This is a genomic window from Streptomyces sp. NPDC058653, from assembly GCF_042716895.1.
Lineage (GTDB): Bacteria > Actinomycetota > Actinomycetes > Streptomycetales > Streptomycetaceae > Streptomyces.
Genome location: NZ_JBHXRM010000013.1, coordinates 77,181 through 99,568 on the forward strand (window position 1 = coordinate 77,181; position 22,388 = coordinate 99,568).

Consider the following 22,388-nt stretch of genomic DNA (forward strand, 5'->3'; position numbering starts at 1 on the left):
ACGGGCCACCACCCCACGCATCTCTACGGAGCAGCAGCATGAGCGAGTCCACCACCATCCGCTGGGAGCAGGACGGGACAGGCGTCGTCACCCTCGTCCTCGACGACCCCGCCCAGTCGGCCAACACCATGAACCAGGCCTTCCGGACGTCCGTCGCCGCCGTCGCGGAGCGCGCGGAGGCCGAGAAGGACGGCATCCGCGGCATCATCGTCACCTCCGCGAAGAAGACCTTCTTCGCCGGCGGAGACCTCAAGGACATGATCAAGCTCGGTCCTGACGACGCCCGGCAGGCGTTCGACGCGGGCCTCGCCGTCAAGCGCGCCCTGCGCACCATCGAGACGCTCGGCAAGCCCGTCGTCGCGGCCATCAACGGCGCGGCCCTGGGCGGCGGTTACGAGATCGCCCTCGCCTGCCACCACCGGATCGCCCTTGACGCGCCGGGCTCGAAGATCGGTCTGCCCGAGGTCACCCTCGGCCTGCTGCCGGCGGGCGGCGGCGTCACCCGTACCGTACGGCTCCTCGGCATCTCCGACGCGCTGCTCAAGGTGCTGCTCCAGGGCACCCAGTACTCACCGCGCCGGGCCCTGGAGAACGGGCTCGTCCACGAGGTCGCCGCCACCACCGAGGAGATGCTGGACCGGGCGCGCGCCTTCATCGACGCCCACCCCGAGTCGTCGCAGCCGTGGGACGTCAAGGGCTACAGGATCCCGGGCGGTACGCCGTCCAACCCCCGCTTCGCCGCCAACCTGCCCGCCTTCCCCGCCAACCTCAGGAAGCAGACCGGCGGCGCGCCCTACCCCGCGCCCCGGAACATCCTGGCCGCCGCCGTCGAGGGCTCACAGGTCGACTTCGAGACCGCGCAGACCATCGAGGCCAGATACTTCACCGAGCTGGTCACCGGGCAGACGGCCAAGAACATGATCCAGGCCTTCTTCTTCGACCTCCAGGCGGTCAACTCGGGCGCCAGCCGCCCCCAGGGAATCGAGGGGCGCCCGGTGCGCAAGGTCGCCGTCCTCGGCGCCGGGATGATGGGCGCGGGCATCGCCTACTCCTGTGCCCGCGCCGGTATCGACGTCGTCCTCAAGGACGTCACGGCGGAGGCGGCGGCCAAGGGCAAGGCCTACTCCGAGAAGCTGCTGGCCAAGGCGGTCTCCCGGGGCCGTACGACCGAGGCGGACCGGGACACGCTGCTGGCGCGGATCACCCCCACGGGCGACGTCGCCGATCTCGCGGGCTGCGACGCCGTGATCGAGGCGGTCTTCGAGGACACGGCGCTCAAGCAGCAGGTCTTCCAGGAGATCCAGGACGTGGTCGAGCCCGACGCGCTCCTGTGCTCCAACACCTCGACGCTGCCCATCACCGCCCTCGCCCACGGCGTCAGCCGGCCGCTGGACTTCATCGGCCTGCACTTCTTCTCACCCGTCGACAAGATGCCGCTGGTGGAGATCATCAGGGGTGAGAAGACCGGTGACGAGGCGCTCGCGCGCGCCTTCGACCTCGTACGGCAGATCAAGAAGACACCGATCGTCGTCAACGACTCGCGTGGCTTCTTCACCTCGCGTGTCATCGGGCAGTTCATCAACGAGGGTGTGGCGATGGTCGCCGAGGGCGTCGAGCCCGCGTCCGTCGAGCAGGCGGCGGCGCAGGCCGGCTACCCGGCCAAGGTCCTCTCCCTGATGGACGAGCTGACCCTCACCCTGCCCCGCAAGATCCGGAACGAGACACGGCGCGCGGTCGAGGAGTCGGGCGGCGCCTGGACCCCGCACCCGGCGGACGCGGTCGTCGACCGCATGGTGGACGAGTTCGGCCGCCCGGGGCGCAGCGGCGGCGCGGGCTTCTACGACTACGCCGAGGACGGAAGCCGCGTCGGCCTCTGGCCGGGCCTGCGTGAGCACTTCACCCGGACCGATGTGGACGTGCCGTTCACCGATCTCAAGGAGCGCATGCTCTTCTCGGAGGCGCTGGACTCGGTGCGCTGTCTGGAGGAGAACGTGCTGACCACGGTGGCCGACGCGAACATCGGCTCCATCATGGGCATCGGCTTCCCGGCCTGGACCGGTGGTGTTCTCCAGTACATCAACGGGTACGAGGGCGGCCTGCCCGGCTTCGTCGCGCGGGCGCGTGAACTGGCCGAGACGTACGGGGCGCGGTTCGCACCGCCGGCGTCACTGGTGGCGAAGGCGGAGCGCGGCGAGACGTACCACGACGGCTGACCCTTCACGCGGGCCGCCTCACCCGTCTCACCCGTCCGTGAACGCGGCCCGCAGCTCCTCCTTCAGCGACCGCTGGAACGCGGTGACCAGCGCCTGCACGACCAGCGGCTGCATGTGCGCCGACAGCGACCTCATCGCGGCCACCCGCTCCGGGTCCGGCTCGCCCTCCTCGTACGGATTCCACACCTCGTCCCGGAAGAGATGTGACAGCTCGTGCGCGGCCGAGCGGGTGTGCTCCAGCAGGACCGTGCGGGCCGCGAGGATCGTCTCGTGCGCGATCGGCACGTCGAGCAGCTCCACGCCGAGGCGCAGCAGACCCGGATCGAGCCGGTAGCGGCCGGGTTCGCCGGCGGATTCGGGGGATTCGGCGGAGCCGGACGGGTCGGCGCGGGCCAGGACGCCCATCGCCGCGAGCCGGTCGATGTCCTCGTCGGTCAGGGCCCGCCCGGCGCGGCGCTCCAGCTCCGCCCGGGTCGCCTCCTGCGCCGAGTCCGGCGCCCAGGTCGCCACCAGCGCCCGGTGGATCGCCAGGTCACGCGCGCTCAGATCCGGCGGCAGCCGCTCCAGATAGCGCTCGATGGCCGCGAGAGTCATGCCCTGGTGCTGAAGCTCCTCGATGAGCGCGAGCCGCGAGAGGTGGTCGGAGCCGTAACGGCCCACGCGACGGGGGCCGATCACCGGAGGCGGCAGCAGACCACGGGTGCTGTAGAAGCGGACCGTGCGCACGGTGACGCCGGCGCGCGCCGCCAACTCGTCGACGGTGAGCGTCGGCTCCTCGGGCGCCCCGCCGGCGGCGGTTCCGGCCGCCGTCCCGTTCTCCGATCCGGCCTCTGAGTCCATACCGACAGTATTGCTGTCTCACCACTACTGCGAAAGAAGACCGAGGACCGCGGGCGGCAGGAGCGGCGAGGAGTGGCGCGTCCACGACGGCACCGATCCGAGGCGCCGGCTCACACCGTCCCGACGCCGAGAACGGCGCGCGCGCACCGCGGCACGCCCTCCGGCGGACTGGTGCGCCGTTCGAACAGGCCGCGCGGGCGGCCCCGGCCGGTGGGGTACTGTGACCCGACCTACGCAGAGCTCGACCGAGGAGGTGGGACCCATTACCGCAGTGTCAGGCCGGGTGCTCCCCACTCACGGCCGCGCGGTCCGTCCGACAGGCTGAGACCGCGGGAGCGCCCGTGAAGCGCCCCGAAAGGTTTCCATGTCGGCAACACCCGCCTCCCCGCTCTCCCCTTCCTCGCCACCGTCCCTCACCGCCGTCGTCACCACGCTCCGCGCCGCCGGCTGCGTCTTCGCCGAGGACGAGGCACGGCTTCTGGTCTCCGCCGCGGGGACTCCCGACGAACTCATCGCCATGGTGGGCCGCCGTGCCGCCGGGCAGCCCCTGGAGCATGTCGTCGGCTGGGCCGAGTTCCACGGTCTGCGGATCGCCGTCGACACCGGGGTCTTCGTCCCCCGGCGCCGTACGGAGTTCCTTGTGCGCCAGGCCACGGCCCTGATCCATCAGACCCCCGCGGGACGGCCCGCCGTGGTCGTCGATCTGTGCTGCGGCTCCGGCGCGCTCGGCGCCGCGCTGCTGGCGACGGCGCACGACCCGGTCGAGCTGTACGCCTCCGACATCGACCCGGCCGCCGTGGCCTGCGCCCGCCGCAACATCGCCGCCGGTGGCACGGTCCTCGAAGGGGACCTCTTCGAGCCGCTGCCGGACGTCCTTCGGAGCCGTATCGACATCCTGCTCGCCAACGTGCCCTACGTACCGACCGGAGAGGTCCCCCTGCTGCCCTCCGAGGCGCGCGAGCACGAGCCGCTGATGGCGCTCGACGGGGGCGCCGACGGGCTCGACGTCCTGCGGCGCGTTTCGGCGAGGGCGTCCGACTGGCTCGCGCCGGGCGGACATCTGCTCTTCGAGACCAGCGAACGCCAGGCGCCGGGCGCCGTCGCCACGGTCAGGGGGGCCGGGCTCGCCGCGCGCGTCGTGACGTCCGAGGAGTGGGACGCCACGGTCGTCGTCGCCCAGCTCCGGGGCGCCGGCCTGGGACCCCTCGCCCTCACCCCGGACCCCCGGGGGCGCCGGTGACGACCCGGTGGCGGGGCCCTCGGCCCCGCCACCGGCTCTTCCGTCAAGACTCGAACGCAGAACGGCGCCGACCCGCGCCCAACTGCCTTCTGTGTCAGCTCTATTGACACTCAGGTTTCAGAAGTTTTACGTTCCTTTGCGTCTGAGAGCGCTCTCGGACTTCCTTCCCCCCATGACTTCGAGGTGCCGTCCATGCCCACCTCCCGCTCCAGGCCGGCCTCGGTGCTGGTTCTGGTCACCGCCATGGCCGCCGTAGGACTGGGCCCCGCCGCCGGTCCCGCGTCGGCGGCGAACATCCCCGTCGGCTCGGGCAGTTACTCCGACACCCGCCCCGCGGGCACGTCGGGCCCGACCAACAACGTCGGCGCGCCGGTCACGCCCAAACTGACCGAACAGGCCAAGGACAGGCCGGTCCCCACCAACGACTGGTGGACCTCGCTGGCCTATCAGCGCTACGGCGACAACCCGTACTCCACGCCGATGTACGGCCACCCCCTCACCTACCAGGCGACCGCGGGCGGCCTCCAGGTCGGCTACCCGACGACGCCCGCCATCGTGGGTGACGGACGGCAGTACGAGTACGCCCACAAGGCCGATCTCACCCTAGGCCTCACCGGCCTCAACTCCGCCGACACCAAGGCCGACGACTGGTCCGACTGGACCGTCACCCCCTACTGGTCCGACGGCTCCCGCACCCTGCGCACCACCATCGGCCACGGCATGCCGTACGTGTACGCGAAGGGCTCCGGAGGCGACGCCAGCATCACCACCGCGTCCGCGCCGACCGTCTTCTCCGACAACGGCAACGTCCTCGGCATCACCGTCGCCGGACACCACTACGCCCTCTTCGCGCCGACCGGCAGCGACTGGTCGGTCTCGGGCTCCAGCATCACCGCGGGACTGGGCGGCAAGGACTACTTCTCGCTCGCGCTCCTGCCGTCCGAGGACGCGCTCGCGACCTACACCAAGTACGCCTTCAGCTTCGTCACCGGCTCCACGACGGCATGGAACACCGAGGGCGGCGACGTCGAGGCGACGTACACCCTCACCACCGAGCCGCAGGAGGGCACAGAGAAGGGCACCCTCCAGGCCCTCTACCGGCACCAGTGGCTCCACACGAGCGACTCGCTGACCCCGTACACCTATGTGTCGCCGCGCGGCACGATGAAGGTCCGCGAGTCCACGACCTTCACCACCCGCCAGAAGGCGTCCGGTGTGCTGCCCGCGCTCCCCGAGTCGAACGGGGTCGACTCGGCCGCGCTCAAGGCGCAGTTGAACGACGTGGTCAACGCCGGCGACCCGTTCTCGGGCGCGACCGACACCTACTGGACAGGCAAGGCGCTCGGCCGGCTCGCCCAACTGGCCCCGATCGCGGACCAGATCGGCGAGACCGCCACCCGCGACAAGATCGTGGGCCTCCTCAAGGGCCGTCTGGAGGAGTGGTTCACGGCGGGCGGCGCCGGTGAGTTCAGCTACGACAACGCCTGGAAGACGCTGACCGGTTACCCCGCCTCGTACGGCAGCGACACCGAACTCAACGACCACCACTTCCACTACAGCTACTACGTCTACGCGGCGGCCATCGTCGCCCAGTACGACCGGGCGTGGGCCGCCGAGTCCGCCTGGGGCGGCATGGTCGAGACGCTCGTACGCGACGCCGCCAACCCGAGCCGTACCGACAGCGACTTCCCGTTCCTGCGCGGCTTCGACGTGTACGCGGGCCACAGCTGGGCCTCCGGACACCAGGGCTTCGCCGCCGGCAACAACCAGGAGTCGTCGTCGGAGTCGATCAACCTCAGCGCGGGACTGGTCCTCTGGGGCTCGGCCACCGGGAACGACGAGCTGCGTGACCTGGGCTCGTATCTGCTGGCCACCGAGTCCGAGGCGATCGGCCAGTACTGGTTCGACGCCGACCAGGAGGTCTTCCCGGCCCAGTTCGCGCGCGGCACGGTCGGCATGGTGTGGGGGAGCGGCGGCGCGTACTCCACCTGGTGGACCGCCAACCCCGAGGAGATCCACGGCATCAACGTCCTTCCCGTGACCGGTGGTTCACTCCACCTCGGCCGTGAGAAGGAGGCCATCGGCCGCAACATCGCCGAGATGGAGCAGCAGAACGGCGGCCCGGCCGTCGAATGGCGCGACATCCTCTGGGAGTTCGAGGCGATCTCCGACCCGGCGAAGGCGAAGGCCAAGTGGGACGCGGGCCAGGCGGCCCTGTCCCCGGAGGCCGGCGAGTCCAAGGCCCATGTGCACCACTGGATCGGCACGCTCGACGCGGTCGGCGCCCCCGACCCGGCGGTGACCGGATCGATCCCGACCTCGGCCGTCTTCACCAAGGGCGGGGTGAGCACCTACGCCGCGCACAACTTCGCGGCGACGCAGCAGACGGTCACCTTCTCGGACGGTACGACGCTCACGGTGCCCGCACGCTCATCGGCGAGCACCACCGGCTGACCCGCGGCCGATCCCACCGGCCGCCCCGCGGGGCGGCCACCCGACCGGTAACCCCACCCCCCACCCGCGGCGGGTCTCCGGCCCGAGGCGATGCCTCAGGCGGAGGCCCGCCGCACCAGCGTCGTCGGCGTGATCACGGACGCCGGCGTCCGCGTCTCCCCGCTGTCCTTGTCGAGCCCGCGCAGCAGCAGCCGGGCCATCAGCCGCCCCTGCCCCTCCACGTCCTGACGGATCGTGGTCAGGGGCGGATCGGTGTCCTCGGCGACGGACACCATGTCGTCGAAACCGACCAGCGCCACCTCGTCGGGCACCGAGATCCCCCGCTCCCGCAGCACCCGCAGCGCACCGGACGCCATCAGGTCGTTGGCCGCGAACACCGCGTCCAGGTCCGGGCGCCGGTCCAGCAGGTCCTTCATCGCCCGCGCGCCGCTCTCCACCGTGAACTCGCCCTCGGTTATCAGCGTCGGGTCGGCGTCGAGCAGTACGTCGCGGTAGCCGTCGAGCCGGTCGGTGGAGGAGGTCTGGTCGGGCGGTCCCGCGATGTGCGCGATACGCGTCCGCCCGAGATCGCGCAGATACTGCACGGCCGCCCGCGCGCCGCCGCGATTGTCGGCGTCCACGTACGGCACGCCCTGGTCGCTGGGCGGCGACGTCCAGCTCGGCCGGCCGCCGTACACCGTGGGAGTCCCCGACCGGCGGATGATGCCCGGCAGCGGGTCGTCGATGTGCAGCGAGAAGGCGAGGGCGCCGTCCACATGGCCGCCCGCCAGATACCGGGCGATCCGCCCGAAGTCACCGGGGCCTTCGAGCAGGAGCAGCACCAACTGCGTGTCGTGGGCGGTCAGTTCCTTGCTGATGCCGCGTATCTGCTGCGAGAAGAACGGGTCGGAGAAGATCCGGATCTCCGGCTCCGCGATGATCACCGCGACCGCGCCCGTCCGCCGGGTGACCAGGGTGCGGGCCGCGTGGTTCGGCACGTACCCCAGCTCCTCCACGGCCCTGAGCACCTTGTCGACGAGCGGCTGCCGCACCCCGGCACCGCCGTTGACGACCCGGGACGCGGTGGCCCGGGAGACGCCGGCACGTGCCGCGACGGCTTCCAGTGTGGGCCGGGACCCAGGTGACTGCTCGGGCAAGGCGGGCGCTCCTCGTCGGTGGCCGCGCGGGTGGGCACGGCCCTGTTCCGGCCGGTGGGCGTTCCGGCCGACGGACCACGTCCAGGCTCTGGACGGACCCGGCGGCGGGGACGGATGACCGTACGGGCAGCCGGGACCGGTACAGGGTATCCGCTGCCCCCTCCATCGAGAGAGCGCTCCCAGGAGCCCGCACACCCGCTCAGCAGGGGCGGCGCGAGGCGCCCCGCATCCGGCTGATCGCGGACGGACCCCTGTCGCACCGCTGTTCACCGGGGTACGTTTCCGCCCCAAGGAATTCGTTCACGGGGCATCCGTCCGACGGGCCGCCCCGCCGAGCCTCGGAGACCGCACCTGATGACGTCCCGGATTCGCACGCTCGTCCTTTCGGTGGCGGCAGCCGCCCTCGTCGTCCCCCTCACCGCGCTCCCCTCCACGGCCGTCGCCGCGGCCCCGGCCGACGCCCCGCCCCGTACGGGCTTCGAGGAGAGCGACGGCGCCGAGTGGACCACCCTCGCGCAGGAGCAGGAGTTCCTCGCGGCCGTCGACCGCGGCGGTGAAGGCGTCACCGTCCGCACCATCGGCACCACCAAGCAGGGCCGCCCGCTCAACCTCGTCGAGCTGGGCGACAGGCACGCGGTGACCAGCCTTTTGCTCATCTGCAGCCAGCACGGTGACGAGCCGTCGGGCCGCGAGGCGTGCCTGACCACCGTCCGCGACCTCGCCTATCCCAAGGACCGCGCGACGAAGCGCTTCCTGGACCGTACGAGCGTCCTCGTCGTCCCGACCGCCAACCCCGACGGCCGCGCCGCCGACACCCGCGGCAACTCCGACGGCGTCGACATCAACCGCGACCACATCGCCCTGGAGACGGCCGAGGGCCGCACCATCGCCGCCCTCACCCGCGACCGCAAGCCCGACGTCATCTACGACCTGCACGAGTACGGGGCCACACCGCCGTACTACGACAAGGACCTCTTCGACCTCTGGCCGCGCAACCTCAACACCTCCTCGCGCGTGCACAAGGAGGCGCAGACCCTGTCGGAGTCGTACGTACGCCCGGCGGCCCGTGACGCCGGGCACTCCATCGGCACGTACGGCATCTGGACCGACCCCGTCACCGGCGAGCCGATCAGACAGACCGCGGGCGACGGCCAGGAGCGCATCCTGCGCAACGCGTCGGGCGTCAAGCACTCCGTCGGCCTGCTCATCGAGAGCCGCGTCGACCCGAGGTCCGAGGCCGAGGAGAACGACCCGTCGCTGAACCACCGGCGCCGTGTCGACAGCCAACTCGACTCCCTCAAGGGCCTGTTCGGCTACACCGACGAGCGCCGCGTACAGCTCTCCGCCGCCACCGCGCTCTCCCGCGCCGCCGGACTGCTCGACCGCGGCACGGTCTACCTCGGCGGCGGCGACAACGAGCCCGCGTCCCCCGAGGACACCCTGAAGAACCCGCCCTGCGGCTACCGGCTCGACGCCGCCCAGTACGCGGACGTGAAGGACGAGCTGGCCCTGCACGGTGTGAAGGCCCTGCCCGCACGCGGTGACGGCGCGTTCGTGCCGCTGCGTCAGTCCCAGCGCAACCTGATCCCGCTCCTCCTCGACGGACGCGCCACCTACCACCTGACCGTCGGACAGCCAGTGACAACTTGTTGATAGAAAGAGACGCACGTCACACGTGTGAGGGCCCCTCTTCGGGATCGGGACCGGGCCGTCGGCCCGGCGGGATCCGGAGGAGGGGCCCTCAGGCGTAGCCGAGCGCGGACGCTCGCGCAGTGAGACCCCGAAAGGTGTTGCCCGTGCCCCAGGACCCCGAGAAACCCCGAGCCGAAGGAGGTCCGCCGCCGGTCACGACCGGTGAGCCCGGCCATCCCCAGGAGTCCCAACGCCCCCGGACCGATCGGGTGGTGTTCGGTGTCACCGCCGTCCTCACGCTCGCTTTCGTCCTCTGGGGAGCCGTCGGAACCGACTCCCTGGAGGACGCGTCGAGCTCCCTGCTCTCCGGCCTCATCCACAACGGTGGCTGGGCGTTCGTCCTGGTGGCCTCGGGCTTCGTCGTCTTCGCCCTCTGGCTGGCGATCAGCCGCTACGGCAGGATCACCCTCGGCGACGAGGGCGAGAAGCCCGAGTTCAGGACCGTCTCCTGGGTCGCCATGATGTTCAGCGCCGGCATGGGCATCGGCCTGATGTTCTTCGGCGTGAACGAACCGCTCACCTTCTTCACCGACCCGCCCCCCGGCACCGACCCCCCGGACGCGGCGGCGGCCACCGAAACGGCCATGGCCACCACGCTGTTCCACTGGACCCTGCACCCCTGGGCCATCTACGCCGTGGTCGGCCTCGCCATCGCGTACAGCACCTTCCGGCGCAAGCGCCGCCAGACGATCAGCGCGGTCTTCGTGCCGCTCATCGGCGAGAAGCACGCGTACGGCACGACGGGCCGGGTCATCGACATCCTCGCCATCTTCGCGACGCTCTTCGGCTCGGCCGCCTCGCTGGGTCTCGGCGCCCTCCAGATCGGCAGCGGGTTCACCGAACTGGACTGGCTGGACTCCGTCAGCACCGGGCTCCTCGTCACCATCATCGCCGTCCTGACCCTGGCGTTCGTGGCCTCGGCGGTCTCCGGCGTCGAGAAGGGCATCCAGTGGCTGTCCAACACCAACATGGTGCTGGCGCTGCTCCTGGCCCTGTTCGTCTTCGTCCTCGGTCCGACCGTCTTCGTCCTGGACCTGCTGCCCACCTCCATCGCGTCGTACTTCGGCGACCTCGCCCAGCTCGCGGGCCGCACCGAGGCCAGCAGCGGCAGGGGCGTCGCCGAATGGCTCGGAAGCTGGACCGTCTTCTACTGGGCCTGGTGGATCTCCTGGACGCCCTTCGTCGGCATGTTCATCGCCCGTATCAGCCGCGGCCGGACCATCCGTCAGTTCGTGGGCGGCGTCATCCTCGTACCGAGCACCGTGAGCCTCGTCTGGTTCGCCATCTTCGGCGGATCGGCCATCAGGCTCCAGGAGGACAAGGGCCGGCTCAGCAAGGAGGCGACGCCCGAGGGCCAGCTCTTCGCGCTGCTCCAGGACTTCCCCCTCGCCACCGTCACCAGCCTGTTGGTGATGATCCTCGTCGGGATCTTCTTCGTCTCCGGCGCCGACGCCGCGTCCATCGTGATGGGCACCCTCTCCCAGAGGGGACACTTCGATCCCGGCAAGCACGTGATCGTCTTCTGGGGCGTGCTGACCGGCGCCGTCGCCGCGGTGATGCTGCTCGTCGGCAACGGGCAGGGAGACGCGCTGGAAGGGCTCCAGAACCTCACCATCCTGGTGGCGGCGCCGTTCGCGCTCGTCATGATCGGTATGTGTGTGGCCCTGATGCGCGACCTGCGCCGCGACGCGCTGATCATCCGGGGGGAGCGGGGTGCGGAGGTCGTCGAGTCGGCCGTCATCGCCGGCCACGAGCAGTACGACGGCGACTTCGAGATCCGGATCGGCCCGACGCCCGGCGAGGGGCCGAGCGCGGGCGCGGGCACGGGCGCGCCGAAGAAGTCCCCGCCCCGCTGATCCCCCTGCGTACGGAGGCCACCCCGCCCGGGTTCAGCCCGCCAGCAGGGCGGCCTCCTCCGCGCAGCCCCAGGCCACGGTGACCCCCGCGCCACCGTGACCGTAGTTGTGCACCAGCCGTGCGCCGCCCGGCAGTTGGACGGCCTCCACCCGTACGCCCGGTCGGGCCGGACGCAGCCCCACCCGGTGCGCGAGCACCCGCGCGCCCCGCACCTCCGGCCGCAGCGCGGCGCAGCGCTCGACGATCGCGGCGGCGGTCTCCGGGTCGGGGCGCGGGTCCCACGCGTGGTCCTCGGCGGTGCCGCCGAGGACCAGACCGAACGGCTGCGGGAAGAGGTACGACGTACCGGCCCCGTTCCCGGCCGCCGACACGAGCCACTCGTCGATCCCCGGGTTCTCGACCACCACGAGCTGCCCGCGCACCGGGAACACCGAGGCGTCGGGCACGAGTTCGCGGGCGCCGAGGCCCGAGCAGTTGACCACGACGGCCGCCTCGGCGGCCGGCTCGGCGAGTCCAGCGACCGTCCGCCGCTCCACGCCTCCTCCGGCGGCGCCCAACCGCTCCTCCAAATAGGCCAGATGGGCGGGCATGTCGATCAGCGGCAGCCTGCCCCGCAGCGCCTGAGCGCACCCGTCGGGCAACTCGTCGCGGCGTGCCTCGCGCAGCTCGGGAAGCTCGTCCGCCCAACTCCCCAGCCCTGCAAGCGGGGTGTCGGTCATCAGCCCCGCCGCCACGCGTACGCCGGTCGCCGCCGGGTCCCCTGCCAACACCAGGTACTCGCGCAGGGACCGCAGCGCCCAGGGCCCGACCCGCTCCGCGGGCTCTATCCGGTAGGGCCAGAACAACGCCCCGGCCACCGCCGACGTGGTGCGCGCGGCGGGGTCCCGCGACCACACCCGGACCCGTCGGCCCCGCTCGGCGAGCACGACGGCGGTCGTCAGCCCGACGACCCCGCCACCGACCACGATCACCGTGTCACCCATGCGGGGACCGTAGCCGAGGAGGAATTCGGTGGACAGCCCGCCGGCCCGGGGCCAAGCTCGATCCCGTACGACCTGCGAACCGACCGACGATGGCCCCGGCGAGCCGCGAATCGCCGTACGACGTGAATGACGTGAACGCCATGACCGCCACCAACGCCCTGAACGGCTCGGGCGGCCCGGACGGCTTCCGCGACCCGAGCCCATCGTCCCGGAGGCCGACGGCCTCGCGCCGATGACCGCGATCCGCGCCCGTACCCCGGGCGAACTGCGCCGCAGCCGCCGCCCCCGCGCCCACTCCTGCTGGGACCACCTCTACGCGGCGCCCCTGTGGCCCCTGCACGGGGCCAACCTCGGCACCCTCGCCCGCACCTGCGACGCGGTCGGCGCCTGCCTCGCGCTGCCGCGCTTCTCCTGGGTCCCCGAGGCCCTGGCACGCGGCAACACCCTGCGCAGGCCCGTGTGCGTCCACTGGACCGGTGATCCGCTCGGCTGGCTCGGCAGGCAGCGGGAGCGCGGCGCGCTCGTGGTGGGGGTGGAACTCGCGGACGAGGCGGTACGCCTGGCGGACCTGCCCGCCGCCCGGCAGCGCACCGTGATGGTCCTCGGCCATGAACAGCACGGCATCCCGCCCGAAGCACTGGACCTCCTGGACACCTGCGTGGAGATCCCCATGATCGGCACCGGCGCCAGCCTCAACGTCGCCGTCGCCGGCAGCCTGGCCCTCTACAAACTGGCGGGCCTGCTCTGACAGGGGCCCGTCGCCCGGCCCCGTACCCCCGCTCCCTGATCAGGCCCGCCCCGTGAGGCAGGCCTTAGAATCGACGGTCTGATGACTGCCACTCTCGTCGCCAAGAATCTCGCCGCGGGCCACGGCGACCGCTCACTCTTCACAGGACTCGACCTCGTCGTCGCGCCCGGCGACGTGATCGGTCTCGTCGGGGTCAACGGAGCCGGGAAGTCGACCCTGCTCCGGCTCCTCGCCGGGCTCGACACCCCCGAGGACGGGGCGCTGAACCTCTCCCCGCCCACCGCGACCGTCGGCCACCTCCCGCAGGAGCCGGAGCGGCGCCCCGGCGAATCCGTGCGGGACTTCCTCGCGCGCCGTACGGGTGTCACCGACGCCCAGACCGCCCTCGACACCGCCACCCAGGCACTCGTCGACGGCGCGCCCGGCGCGGACGACGCGTACGCGGCGGGCCTGGAGCGCTGGCTCGGCCTCGGCGGCGCGGACCTGGACGAACGAGCGGAGGAGGTGGTCGCCTCCCTCGGACTGACCGTCGGCCTCGACCGGCCGATGACCGCCCTCTCCGGCGGCCAGGCCGCCCGCGCCGGCCTCGCGTCGCTGCTGCTCTCCCGCTACGACGTCTTCCTCCTGGACGAGCCGACCAACGACCTCGACCTCGACGGGCTCGAACGACTCGAATCCTTCGTGACCGGCCTCCGCGCGGGCACGGTCCTGGTCAGCCACGACCGCGAGTTCCTCACCCGCACCGTCACCAAGGTCCTCGAACTCGACCTGGCCCAGCAGCAGGTCAACCTGTTCGGCGGCGGCTACTCGGCGTATCTCGAAGAACGCGAGCGCGCGCGGCAGCATGCCCGCGAGGAGTACGACGAGTACGCCGACAAGCGCTCGGCCCTCCAGGGGCGGGCGCAGACGCAGCGCTCCTGGATGGAGAAGGGCGTCAAGAACGCGCGTCGCAAGGCCACGGACAACGACAAGATCGGCCGCAAGTTCCGCTCCGAGTCCACGGAGAAGCAGGCGGCGAAGGCCCGCCAGACGCAGCGCCTGATCGAACGCCTGGACGCCGAGGCCGTCGAGGAGCCCCGCAAGGAGTGGGAGCTCCGGATGGAGATCGCCTCCGCGCCGCGCTCCGGTTCGGTGGTCGCCACCCTGAACGGCGCCGAGGTCCGGCGCGGCGACTTCCACTTCGGGCCGGCATCGCTCCAGGTCGACTGGGCGGACCGGGTCGCGATCACCGGCGCGAACGGCGCGGGCAAGTCCACCCTGCTGGCGCTCCTCCTCGGCCGGCTGTCACCCGACGCGGGGTCGGCGTCGCTCGGCTCGGGCGTGGTGGTCGGCGAGGTGGACCAGGCCCGCGCGCTCTTCCACGGCACGGAGAAGCTGCTCGACGCGTTCTGCGCGGCGGTCCCGGACACGGAACCGGCGGAAGTGCGCACGCTGCTGGCCAAGTTCGGCCTCAAGGCGGCACACGTCCTGCGCCCGGCGACAACCCTCTCCCCGGGCGAACGCACCCGCGCGGCCCTGGCGCTGCTCCAGGGCCGGGGAGTGAACCTCCTGGTCCTGGACGAGCCGACGAACCATCTCGACCTGGCGGCGATCGAACAACTGGAGTCGGCGCTCGACTCGTACGAGGGAACGCTGCTCCTGGTCACCCACGACCGCCGCATGCTCTCGTCGATCCACACGACCCGCCGCATCGAACTGACCGCGGGCAAACTGACGGAGATCTGACGGGGGGGCCGGGCAGCCGCGGACGTCCGCGTCGGAGACCCCTCGCCGCCGGTGCGGGCTCCCGAGGTCGTCCTCGATCGCCGGACCGGCTGCGGCGCCTCGCCGCCGCCAGGGCGGTGCGGAGTGCCGACCCTGCGGTCGTCCTCCATCCGGCTCGCCCGCACCCGCCACCGCGCGGAGCGCACCTACGCGCAAGCGCGCCCAACTCCCTCCGGTCGAAACGACCGGGAGCCGTTGGACGCCCCCGTCCGAGGACCGGTCGGTGCGTGCGCTCCCTGGAAGGGGGCCCGTCACCTTCGGAGCGGACCGCCAGCGCGCCCGCGCCCGCCCGGGCGGCCGCCGGGAGCCGTTGGACCTCCCGCCATCCCGCCCGGGAACCGGTCGGTGCGTGCGCTCACTGGAGGGAGGCCCGTCACCGCCGACGCGGCTAAGCGCGCCCGCGCCCGCCCGGCCCCCCCGTCGGCCGGGCAGCCGTCCCCGCCCGGGCGGCGCGTCAGCCGCCCAGGCCCGCCCTTCGCAGGGCGTCCGCCATCGCGCTGTTCGACGGGGGTGGGGTCGGCCTCGACTGGCGCTTCGTGGACGGGCGGTCGGTGGAGCCGCGTTGTTTGGCGGCGGACCCGCCCCGTTGCTGCGGTGCGCGGTCCCCGCCCGTCGGCTCCGCCTCGTCGTCCAGACGCAGCGTCAGCGAGATGCGCTTGCGCGGGATGTCGACCTCGCGGACCTTCACCCGGACCACGTCGCCCGGCTTCACCACGTCACGCGGGTCCTTCACGAACGTCTTCGACATCGCCGACACATGCACCAGCCCGTCCTGGTGCACCCCGACGTCCACGAACGCCCCGAACGCCGCCACGTTCGTGACCACGCCCTCCAGCACCATCCCGGGCGTGAGGTCACCGATCTTCTCGACGCCGTCCTTGAACGTCGCCGTCTTGAACGCCGGACGCGGGTCCCGCCCCGGCTTCTCCAGCTCGCGCAGGATGTCCGTGACCGTCGGCAGCCCGAACGCGTCGCTGACGAAGTCCGCGGGCCGCAGCGAGCGCAGTGCCGGCGCGTTGCCGATCAGCGTCGCGACGTCGCTGCCCGTCGTCTTCACCATCGCGCGGACCACCGGATACGCCTCCGGGTGCACGGACGACGCGTCCAGCGGATCGTCCCCGCCCCGGATCCGCAGGAAGCCCGCGCACTGCTCGTACGCCTTCGGCCCCAGCCGTGCCACATCCTTCAGCGCGCGCCGCGAGCGGAACGGACCGTTGGAGTCGCGGTGGGCGACGATGTTCTCGGCGAGACCCGAGCCGATGCCCGAGACCCGCGAAAGCAGCGGCGCCGACGCGGTGTTGACGTCGACGCCGACACCGTTCACACAGTCCTCCACGACCGCGTCGAGCGAGCGGGAGAGCTTCACCTCGGACAGGTCGTGCTGGTACTGGCCCACACCGATCGACTTGGGGTCGATCTTGACCAGCTCGGCGAGCGGGTCCTGGAGCCGCCGCGCGATCGAGACGGCGCCGCGGATCGACACGTCGAGGTCGGGCAGCTCCTGCGAGGCGAACGCGGAGGCCGAGTACACGGAGGCGCCCGCCTCCGAGACCATCACCTTCGTGAGCTTCAACTCCGGGTGCTTCGCGATCAGTTCGCCCGCCAGCTTGTCCGTCTCACGGGACGCCGTCCCGTTCCCGATGGAGATCAGGTCGACGGAGTGCTCCGCGCAGAGCCGCGCGAGCTTCGCCAGGGACTCGTCCCACTTGTTCGCCGGGACATGCGGATAGATCGTGTCGATGCCGACGACCTTGCCCGTCGCGTCGACGACGGCGACCTTGACCCCCGTACGGAAACCCGGGTCGAGCCCGAGCGTGGCGCGCGTCCCCGCGGGCGCGGCCAGCAGCAGATCGCGCAGGTTCGACGCGAAGACCCGTACCGCCTCGTCCTCGGCCGCCGTACGCAGCCGAAGCCGCAGATCGATACCGAGGTGCACGAGGATCCGGGTGCGCCAGGCCCAACGGACGGTGTCGGCGAGCCACTTGTCGCCGGGCCGGCCGCGGTCCGCGACGCCGAAGCGGCGGGCGACCATGTTCTCGTACGCGCTCGGGCCCGGCCCCGCGTCGGTGTCGTCCGCCTCCGGCTCCAGGCTGAGATCGAGGATCTCCTCCTTCTCGCCCCGGAAGAGCGCCAGCATGCGGTGCGAGGGGAGCGCGGTGAAGGCCTCGGCGAAGTCGAAGTAGTCGGCGAACTTGGCGGCCGGACCCTCCGTCGCGTTGCCCCTGCCCTCACGTACCTTCGCCGTCAGCCGGCCGCGCGTCCACATCCGCTCCCGCAGCTCGCCGATGAGGTCGGCGTCCTCCGAGAAGCGCTCCGTCAGGATCGCGCGGGCGCCTTCCAGCGCGGCGCCGGCGTCCGCCACACCCTTGTCCGCGTCGACGAAGGCCGCCGCCGCGGCGAGAGGATCCACCGACGGATTGGAGAGCAGTCCGTCGGCGAGCGGTTCGAGCCCGGCCTCCCGGGCGATCTGCGCCTTCGTCCGCCGCTTGGGCTTGAACGGCAGATAGATGTCCTCAAGCCGGGACTTGGTGTCGGCGGCCCGGATCCGCGACTCCAGGGCTTCGTCCAGCTTGCCCTGCTCGCGTACGGACTCCAGGATCGCCGTCCGGCGCTCCTCCAGTTCGCGCAGGTAGCGCAACCGCTCTTCGAGCGTGCGCAGCTGCGCGTCGTCGAGCATCTCGGTCGCTTCCTTGCGGTAGCGGGCGATGAACGGGACGGTCGACCCACCGTCCAGCAGCTCGACGGCCGCCCTCACCTGCCGCTCGCGTACGCCGATCTCCTCGGCGATCCTGCCTTCGATGGACGTCGTCACGTTCTCCCCGACCCGGCTCTCGTGCTGGCTGTGCGTGCGCCTGCATTGTGCCGCGTGGCCGGGGGCCGTGTCGCGCGCCCTCTCGGAGAAGTGGGACGTGGCGGATCGCGCCCCTCCCAAAGCGCCCCTCTCAGAGGCGCCCCCTCTCAGAGGCGGCCCTCTCAGGCGCGGCGCGGGCGGCCGCCGCCACGCCCCCCGCGTGAGGCGCCGCCGAAGAGCCGGGCGACGAGCCGGAACGGCAGGGAGACCACGGTCGCGAGTGCGCCTCCGACTGCACGCAGTGCATCTGCGACGGCACGCATGACGTACACCTCCTGGTAGACGTGCGGACCCGTTCGCGGACCCACACTCTCCGCTTTGCCGTTCAGCCGCCCGGCAAACGTCAGCTCTTGCCGACGAGGTCCGCCGGGAACGCCCCCGCACCGGTCGCCACCAGCAGAAATCCGCGCGCCAGCTCGGTGAGCCGCTCCACCCCGGCGGCGCCCAGATGCTCGTACGGCGCGCTGTCGAGCCGGTCCGTGTGGTCCTCCAGCTCGGCGCGGAGCGCGGTGCCGGCCCCGGTGAGCTCGCCCGCCCCGTCCAGCAGCCCGCGCTCGCGCAGCCGGCCGACCGCCGCGTCCCAGTCCGTACGGTGCCAGCCCCGCGTCCCGAGCACCCACCGGGGCGACATGCCCTTGCCGGTCGCCGTGTGGCTGACGAGCGCCTCGACCGGGTCGAGCCCGGCGGACAGCAGCGCGGTGAGATGCCCGTCGCCGCGGTGCTCGCGCAGCAGCGTCGCCGCGTGCCAGTAGGCGAGATGCGGCTGCTCGGGGACCGGCAGGTCGGCGTGGGCGGCGTAGAGCGGCCGGGCGTTGCGGGAGCACGCCTCGGCGGCGCGGAGCCCGAGCCGGGCCGCCTCGGCCATCTCGTCGGAGGCGATGATCTCCTCACCGAGGAGGCGCCGGAGGGTGGAGTCGACGGCACGCAGCCTGGCGTCGAGGACGGCCTCGGGCGAGACGGTGCGCCAGACGGCGGGGACGTGCTCGGCGACCAGCTCGTAGCTGAAGTTGTAGAAGGCGGCGGCGATCACGCCCGGCCCGACCGCGCCCATCGCGGCGCCCCGCCCGGCGAAGTACACGGCTCTCTGGTTCTCGACACCGGCGTCGGCGAGCTCCTTGCCGAGGTCCGGGGAGAAGTAGAGCGTCGAGTGGAGGGGATTGACGGCGTTGTGACAGCGGCGTCCGGCACGCGGGGCGAGAGTGGTCATGGCCGTACGTTACCGACTGGTTGGTACGCCCGGAAGCCCGGGGGCGTGCCCGCCGCCACCTCTCAGCTGCCGAAGGGCGGAACGCCGATCCGAGCCCGCTGGGCGAGCGGCCTCCGCCGCCGCTGTCGCGGTGCAGCCGGTGTCGGCGGGACGAGAGCGGTCGCTCGCCGCACGCCTGAGCGGCAGCGTCGCGACGGAGCTCAGCCCCGTACCGTCCACTCGAACCGCGGCGCGCGGCGTTCCAGGAACGCCGTCACCCCCTCCGCCCGGTCGCCGCTGTCGCGCGCCTGCCCGTCCCAGTAGGCGTCCCGGTCCTCGCGGCCCGTCGCGTACTCCTTCGCCGCCGCCTGGGTCAGTTGCGAGCGGGTGGCCAGCACTTGGGTGAACTCGGCCACCCGCTTGCCCAGTTCGCCCGGAGCGAGCACCTCGTCCACCAGGCCGACCCGCAGTGCCCGCTCGGTCCCGATCAACTCGCCCGAGAAGAGGAGGTACTTGGCCGTCGACGGACCCACCAGCGAGACAAGCCGGCGCGTCGACGACGACCGGTAGACGACACCGAGCTTCGCGGGTGTGATCCCGAACTGTGCGCCCTCCTCCGCGAACCGCAGGTCGCACGCGACCGCCAACTGGGCGCCGCCGCCCACGCAGTAGCCGCGTACGGCCGCGAGCGTCGGCTTCGGGAACGCGGCCAGCGCCTCCTCGGCCCGCACGCTGAGGTCCTGTATCGCGTCGCCGGGCTCGCGCAGCGCCCCGATGTCGGCGCCCGCGCTGAACGCGTCGCCGGCGCCGGTGAGCACCAGCGCGCGTACGGCGGGATCCGTCGCCATCCCGGCCAGCAACTCGGGCAGCGACCGCCACATGCCGGGGGTCAGCGCGTTGCGCTTGGCGGGATGGGCGATGGTGACGGTGGCGATCCCGTCGGCGACGGCGGCGGTCAGCCGTGGCGGCGCGGGCTCGGTGGGCTCCATGCGCCGGATGCTATCCGGGCGGATCGGACGGCCCGCGCGGGCACCCGCCTCTCACAGAAGGACAGGAAAGCGACACGGCCGGTCAGCCGTCCGAAGAGAGGGAACGCACCCGGCCGCAATCCGTCGATTGGTGCTGACTTCTGTTCAGCGCACCGGTCCGACCTGCCTCGTTCCCAAGACTTCGGAGTCCGATGTACAGCGCGCCCGGAGCGCTGGGGAACCGAGGGTGGGTGCCGCGGTGATGGAGAGCCTCGGGAGTGTTCCGGCCAGACCGGAGCCGTACGAGGGGGTCTGGCGGTTCACGGCTCCCTCGGTCGAGCTTTCCGTGCCGCACGCCCGGCACGCGGTACGTGACCTCCTGGTGCGGCAGGGCGCCCCGGTGTCCGACGAGACCGTCCAGGGGCTGCTGCTGATCGTCTCGGAGCTGGTGACCAACGCCGTACGGCACGCGGCCCTGCTCTCGCCCGAGCTCGCGGTGGAGGTCGCCATCGCCGCCGACTGGATCCGGGTGTCCGTGGAGGACGACCACCCGTACCGGCCCACGGCGCTGGAGCGGGACTACGCCCAGACCGGCGGGCGCGGTCTGCTGCTCGTGCGGGAGATCACCCGGGAGGCGGGCGGTGCCTGCGACGTCGACCACACGGCGAGCGGCGGGAAGATCGTCTGGGCGGTGCTCCCGCTCACGCCCGCCGCCCCGGTGGTGCCCGCCCAGGAGATCCCGCCGGTCCACGAGGCCCAGGGCCACCCCGTACCCCCGGCCCCGTGATCCGGGCCTCCCCCCCCGTGATCCGGGGGGCGGGCGAGAGCGCTACCAGCCCCCGGCCGGCCCGGTGAGTTCCCGGACCGCCGGGCGCGCCGCGTCCAGCACGGTCATGAACCACGCGGAGAACGGCGCCGTCCGGTGCCGCTCCGCCAGCTCGTTCGGGGTGACGTACGCCGTGTCGCCGATCTCTGTCGGGTCCGGCCGCAGCGCCGCCTGCACGAGTCCCACGAAGAGGTGGTTGTACTCGTGCTCGACCAGCCCGGACCCCGGGTCCGGGTGGTTGTAGCTGACCGTGCCCGCCTCGGCGAGCAGCGTGGGCGAGATGCCGAGTTCCTCGTACGTACGCCGGGCGGCGGCGGCGAAGGGCGCCTCACCGGGGTACGGATGCCCGCAGCAGGTGTTCGACCAGACACCGGGGGAGTGGTATTTGCCGAGCGCGCGGCGCTGGATCAGCAGCCTGCCCTGCTCGTCGAAGAGGAAGACGGAGAACGCCCGGTGCAGCCGACCCGGTGGCTGATGTGCCGCGAGCTTCTCCGCCGTGCCGATGGTGTTGCCGTCCTCGTCGACCAGCTCCAGCATGATCGCTTCTTGTACGCTCTTCGGCGAGCTGCTCGTCGCAGTGACAGGTGTGGTCGGCATAGCCATCCTTCGCTTCGGTCCTCGGCCCCCAAGTCTGCCGTACAAGAGCGTCCTGTCCGTACTTCCGCGAAACGGGCATGTCCGCCCCCGGAATGTGCTCCGCGGGGGCGGACATGGGTGTTACGTCCCGGCTTCCGCCGGGGGAAGGACCGTCACACCACGGGCGTCCCTTACGTCCCTTCGGTTCCTTGCGTCCCCCCGGACCCTGGGGTCGTCCCGGGGCGCAGGACATAACCGGTGTAGCCGTACTCGCCACCGTGCTCGCGCCGCATCGCGATCTCCCGGCGCGTCGTGGCGAGCGCCCACGCCATGCCGGGCGCCGCCGGGTCGGCGGAGTCGGCCCGCTCGGCGAGCGGCCCGTAGTACTCCTCCCAGTCGCTCTCCGGCTGCGGGTACACCTCCAGCACGGTGTATCCGGCGGCGACGGCCGCGGCCGTGTTCTCCTCGGCCGTACGCAGCGGATACTCCGCGTCCCAGAAGGCGCGTGCCTCGGGGCTCGGCTCCGCCGTCGTCCACTCGCACTCGGTGACGACCAGCGTCCCGCCGGGTGCGAGCAGCCGCCGCCAGAGGCGCAGGCCCCTGTCGAAGCCGATGGAGTAGATCGAGCTCTCCGCCCAGATCAGGTCGAACGACCCGTCCGGGTGAGGGAGTTCCGCCATGTCCACCGCTTCCGTGGTGATCGATCCGGTGAGCCCGCGGGCGGCGGCGGAGTGCCGCAGCTCGTCGAGGAACGGCTCGTGCAGATCGACGGCGGTCACCCGCGCGCCGGCCTCGGCGGCCAGCAGGAGCGACACCCGGCCGGGGCCGCAGCCCAGGTCGAGCGCGCGCGGACGGGACGGCAGCGGTCCGGCGAAGGACAGCAGCCGCCGTGCGGTGGCGTCGGAGCCCGGGCCCTGGCGGGGCAGCCCGTGGTGCAGGGCGAAGAAGGCGTCGTGGAGCGCGGCGGTCGCCGGGGCGTCCGCCGCGTCCTCGGTCTGTGCGTCTGTCGTGTGTGCGTCGTTGTCGGACAACGTGAACCCTTGGGTGAGGGGGC

General features: G+C 72.2%; 16 protein-coding genes and 1 pseudogene. 8 read left to right on the top strand and 9 right to left on the bottom strand.

Going from position 1 to position 22,388, the window contains the following annotated elements; genetic code table 11:
• Positions 1-38: 38 nt before the first annotated feature.
• Positions 39-2,213 (top strand): 3-hydroxyacyl-CoA dehydrogenase NAD-binding domain-containing protein, encoded by a 2,175-nt coding sequence (locus tag ACFWU9_RS14045; protein WP_384317874.1) that lies wholly within the window; start codon positions 39-41, stop codon positions 2,211-2,213.
• Between the two features lie 27 nt (positions 2,214-2,240).
• Here ACFWU9_RS14045 and ACFWU9_RS14050 read toward each other — a convergent pair whose 3' ends face one another.
• Positions 2,241-3,053 carry a MerR family transcriptional regulator gene (locus ACFWU9_RS14050; RefSeq protein WP_384317877.1) on the bottom strand — a complete coding sequence of 271 codons (813 nt, stop codon included), beginning with the start codon at positions 3,051-3,053 and terminating at the stop codon, positions 2,241-2,243.
• A 364-nt stretch (positions 3,054-3,417) separates the two neighbouring features.
• Between ACFWU9_RS14050 and ACFWU9_RS14055 the strand changes: the two genes are divergently transcribed.
• Together ACFWU9_RS14055 and ACFWU9_RS14060 are read left to right on the top strand one after the other, a co-directional pair.
• Positions 3,418-4,293 carry a putative protein N(5)-glutamine methyltransferase gene (locus ACFWU9_RS14055; RefSeq protein WP_384317880.1) on the top strand — a complete coding sequence of 292 codons (876 nt, stop codon included), beginning with the start codon at positions 3,418-3,420 and terminating at the stop codon, positions 4,291-4,293.
• A gap of 192 nt (positions 4,294-4,485) precedes the next feature.
• A complete protein-coding gene (locus tag ACFWU9_RS14060) occupies positions 4,486-6,747 on the top strand; it encodes a glycosyl hydrolase (RefSeq protein WP_384317883.1) in 2,262 nt (753 codons plus the stop codon).
• A 95-nt stretch (positions 6,748-6,842) separates the two neighbouring features.
• Here ACFWU9_RS14060 and ACFWU9_RS14065 read toward each other — a convergent pair whose 3' ends face one another.
• Positions 6,843-7,883 (bottom strand): LacI family DNA-binding transcriptional regulator, encoded by a 1,041-nt coding sequence (locus ACFWU9_RS14065; protein ID WP_384317886.1) that lies wholly within the window; start codon positions 7,881-7,883, stop codon positions 6,843-6,845.
• 354 nt (positions 7,884-8,237) lie between these two features.
• On the opposite strand from ACFWU9_RS14065, the gene ACFWU9_RS14070 reads away from it, so the two are divergent.
• Together ACFWU9_RS14070 and ACFWU9_RS14075 are read left to right on the top strand one after the other, a co-directional pair.
• A complete protein-coding gene (locus ACFWU9_RS14070) occupies positions 8,238-9,536 on the top strand; it encodes a M14 family metallocarboxypeptidase (RefSeq protein ID WP_384317889.1) in 1,299 nt (432 codons plus the stop codon).
• A 143-nt stretch (positions 9,537-9,679) separates the two neighbouring features.
• Complete coding sequence (locus ACFWU9_RS14075; RefSeq protein WP_384317893.1) at positions 9,680-11,431, top strand: BCCT family transporter; 1,752 nt, start codon at positions 9,680-9,682, stop codon at positions 11,429-11,431.
• A gap of 33 nt (positions 11,432-11,464) precedes the next feature.
• Here the strand turns inward: ACFWU9_RS14075 and ACFWU9_RS14080 are convergent, their stop codons facing one another.
• Entirely contained in the window at positions 11,465-12,415 is a 951-nt protein-coding gene (locus ACFWU9_RS14080; RefSeq protein ID WP_384317896.1) for an FAD-dependent oxidoreductase, read from the bottom strand.
• A gap of 232 nt (positions 12,416-12,647) precedes the next feature.
• Between ACFWU9_RS14080 and ACFWU9_RS14085 the strand changes: the two genes are divergently transcribed.
• Together ACFWU9_RS14085 and ACFWU9_RS14090 are read left to right on the top strand one after the other, a co-directional pair.
• A complete protein-coding gene (locus ACFWU9_RS14085) occupies positions 12,648-13,163 on the top strand; it encodes a TrmH family RNA methyltransferase (protein ID WP_384317899.1) in 516 nt (171 codons plus the stop codon).
• A gap of 81 nt (positions 13,164-13,244) precedes the next feature.
• Entirely contained in the window at positions 13,245-14,888 is a 1,644-nt protein-coding gene (locus ACFWU9_RS14090) for an ABC-F family ATP-binding cassette domain-containing protein (protein ID WP_384317902.1), read from the top strand.
• 493 nt (positions 14,889-15,381) lie between these two features.
• Here ACFWU9_RS14090 and ACFWU9_RS14095 read toward each other — a convergent pair whose 3' ends face one another.
• The 4 genes from ACFWU9_RS14095 to ACFWU9_RS14110 all read right to left on the bottom strand — a co-directional run bounded on the left by ACFWU9_RS14095 (position 15,382) and on the right by ACFWU9_RS14110 (position 19,953).
• Complete coding sequence (locus ACFWU9_RS14095; RefSeq protein WP_384317905.1) at positions 15,382-17,739, bottom strand: Tex family protein; 2,358 nt, start codon at positions 17,737-17,739, stop codon at positions 15,382-15,384.
• A 161-nt stretch (positions 17,740-17,900) separates the two neighbouring features.
• Positions 17,901-18,041, bottom strand: coding sequence for an LPFR motif small protein (locus ACFWU9_RS14100; protein ID WP_384317908.1), 141 nt, complete (start codon positions 18,039-18,041; stop codon positions 17,901-17,903).
• Positions 18,042-18,121: 80 nt separating this feature from the next.
• On the bottom strand, positions 18,122-18,985 hold the full coding sequence (locus ACFWU9_RS14105; protein ID WP_384317911.1) for a hypothetical protein: 864 nt from the start codon (positions 18,983-18,985) through the stop codon (positions 18,122-18,124).
• Positions 18,986-19,185: 200 nt separating this feature from the next.
• A complete protein-coding gene (locus ACFWU9_RS14110; protein WP_384317914.1) occupies positions 19,186-19,953 on the bottom strand; it encodes an enoyl-CoA hydratase/isomerase family protein in 768 nt (255 codons plus the stop codon).
• Between the two features lie 241 nt (positions 19,954-20,194).
• Between ACFWU9_RS14110 and ACFWU9_RS14115 the strand changes: the two genes are divergently transcribed.
• Entirely contained in the window at positions 20,195-20,719 is a 525-nt protein-coding gene (locus tag ACFWU9_RS14115) for an ATP-binding protein (protein ID WP_384318037.1), read from the top strand.
• Between the two features lie 42 nt (positions 20,720-20,761).
• Here ACFWU9_RS14115 and idi read toward each other — a convergent pair whose 3' ends face one another.
• Together idi and ACFWU9_RS14125 are read right to left on the bottom strand one after the other, a co-directional pair.
• Entirely contained in the window at positions 20,762-21,355 is a 594-nt protein-coding gene (gene idi, locus ACFWU9_RS14120) for an isopentenyl-diphosphate Delta-isomerase (protein WP_384317917.1), read from the bottom strand.
• Between the two features lie 218 nt (positions 21,356-21,573).
• Positions 21,574-22,272, bottom strand: a pseudogene (locus tag ACFWU9_RS14125) (class I SAM-dependent methyltransferase); the annotation flags it as partial.
• Between the last annotated feature and the right edge of the window lie 116 nt (positions 22,273-22,388).

Excerpts from the sequence above, each read along its gene's own strand:
- ACFWU9_RS14045 (WP_384317874.1), top strand. The coding sequence starts at position 39 with ATGAGCGAGTCCACCACCATCCGCTGGGAGCAGGACGGGACAGGCGTC.
- ACFWU9_RS14050 (WP_384317877.1), bottom strand. The coding sequence starts at position 3,053 with ATGGACTCAGAGGCCGGATCGGAGAACGGGACGGCGGCCGGAACCGCC.
- ACFWU9_RS14055 (WP_384317880.1), top strand. The coding sequence starts at position 3,418 with ATGTCGGCAACACCCGCCTCCCCGCTCTCCCCTTCCTCGCCACCGTCC.
- ACFWU9_RS14060 (WP_384317883.1), top strand. The coding sequence starts at position 4,486 with ATGCCCACCTCCCGCTCCAGGCCGGCCTCGGTGCTGGTTCTGGTCACC.
- ACFWU9_RS14070 (WP_384317889.1), top strand. The coding sequence starts at position 8,238 with ATGACGTCCCGGATTCGCACGCTCGTCCTTTCGGTGGCGGCAGCCGCC.
- ACFWU9_RS14080 (WP_384317896.1), bottom strand. The coding sequence starts at position 12,415 with ATGGGTGACACGGTGATCGTGGTCGGTGGCGGGGTCGTCGGGCTGACG.
- ACFWU9_RS14085 (WP_384317899.1), top strand. The coding sequence starts at position 12,648 with ATGACCGCGATCCGCGCCCGTACCCCGGGCGAACTGCGCCGCAGCCGC.
- ACFWU9_RS14090 (WP_384317902.1), top strand. The coding sequence starts at position 13,245 with ATGACTGCCACTCTCGTCGCCAAGAATCTCGCCGCGGGCCACGGCGAC.
- ACFWU9_RS14100 (WP_384317908.1), bottom strand. The coding sequence starts at position 18,041 with ATGCGTGCCGTCGCAGATGCACTGCGTGCAGTCGGAGGCGCACTCGCG.
- ACFWU9_RS14105 (WP_384317911.1), bottom strand. The coding sequence starts at position 18,985 with ATGACCACTCTCGCCCCGCGTGCCGGACGCCGCTGTCACAACGCCGTC.
- ACFWU9_RS14110 (WP_384317914.1), bottom strand. The coding sequence starts at position 19,953 with ATGGAGCCCACCGAGCCCGCGCCGCCACGGCTGACCGCCGCCGTCGCC.
- ACFWU9_RS14115 (WP_384318037.1), top strand. The coding sequence starts at position 20,195 with ATGGAGAGCCTCGGGAGTGTTCCGGCCAGACCGGAGCCGTACGAGGGG.
- idi (WP_384317917.1), bottom strand. The coding sequence starts at position 21,355 with ATGCCGACCACACCTGTCACTGCGACGAGCAGCTCGCCGAAGAGCGTA.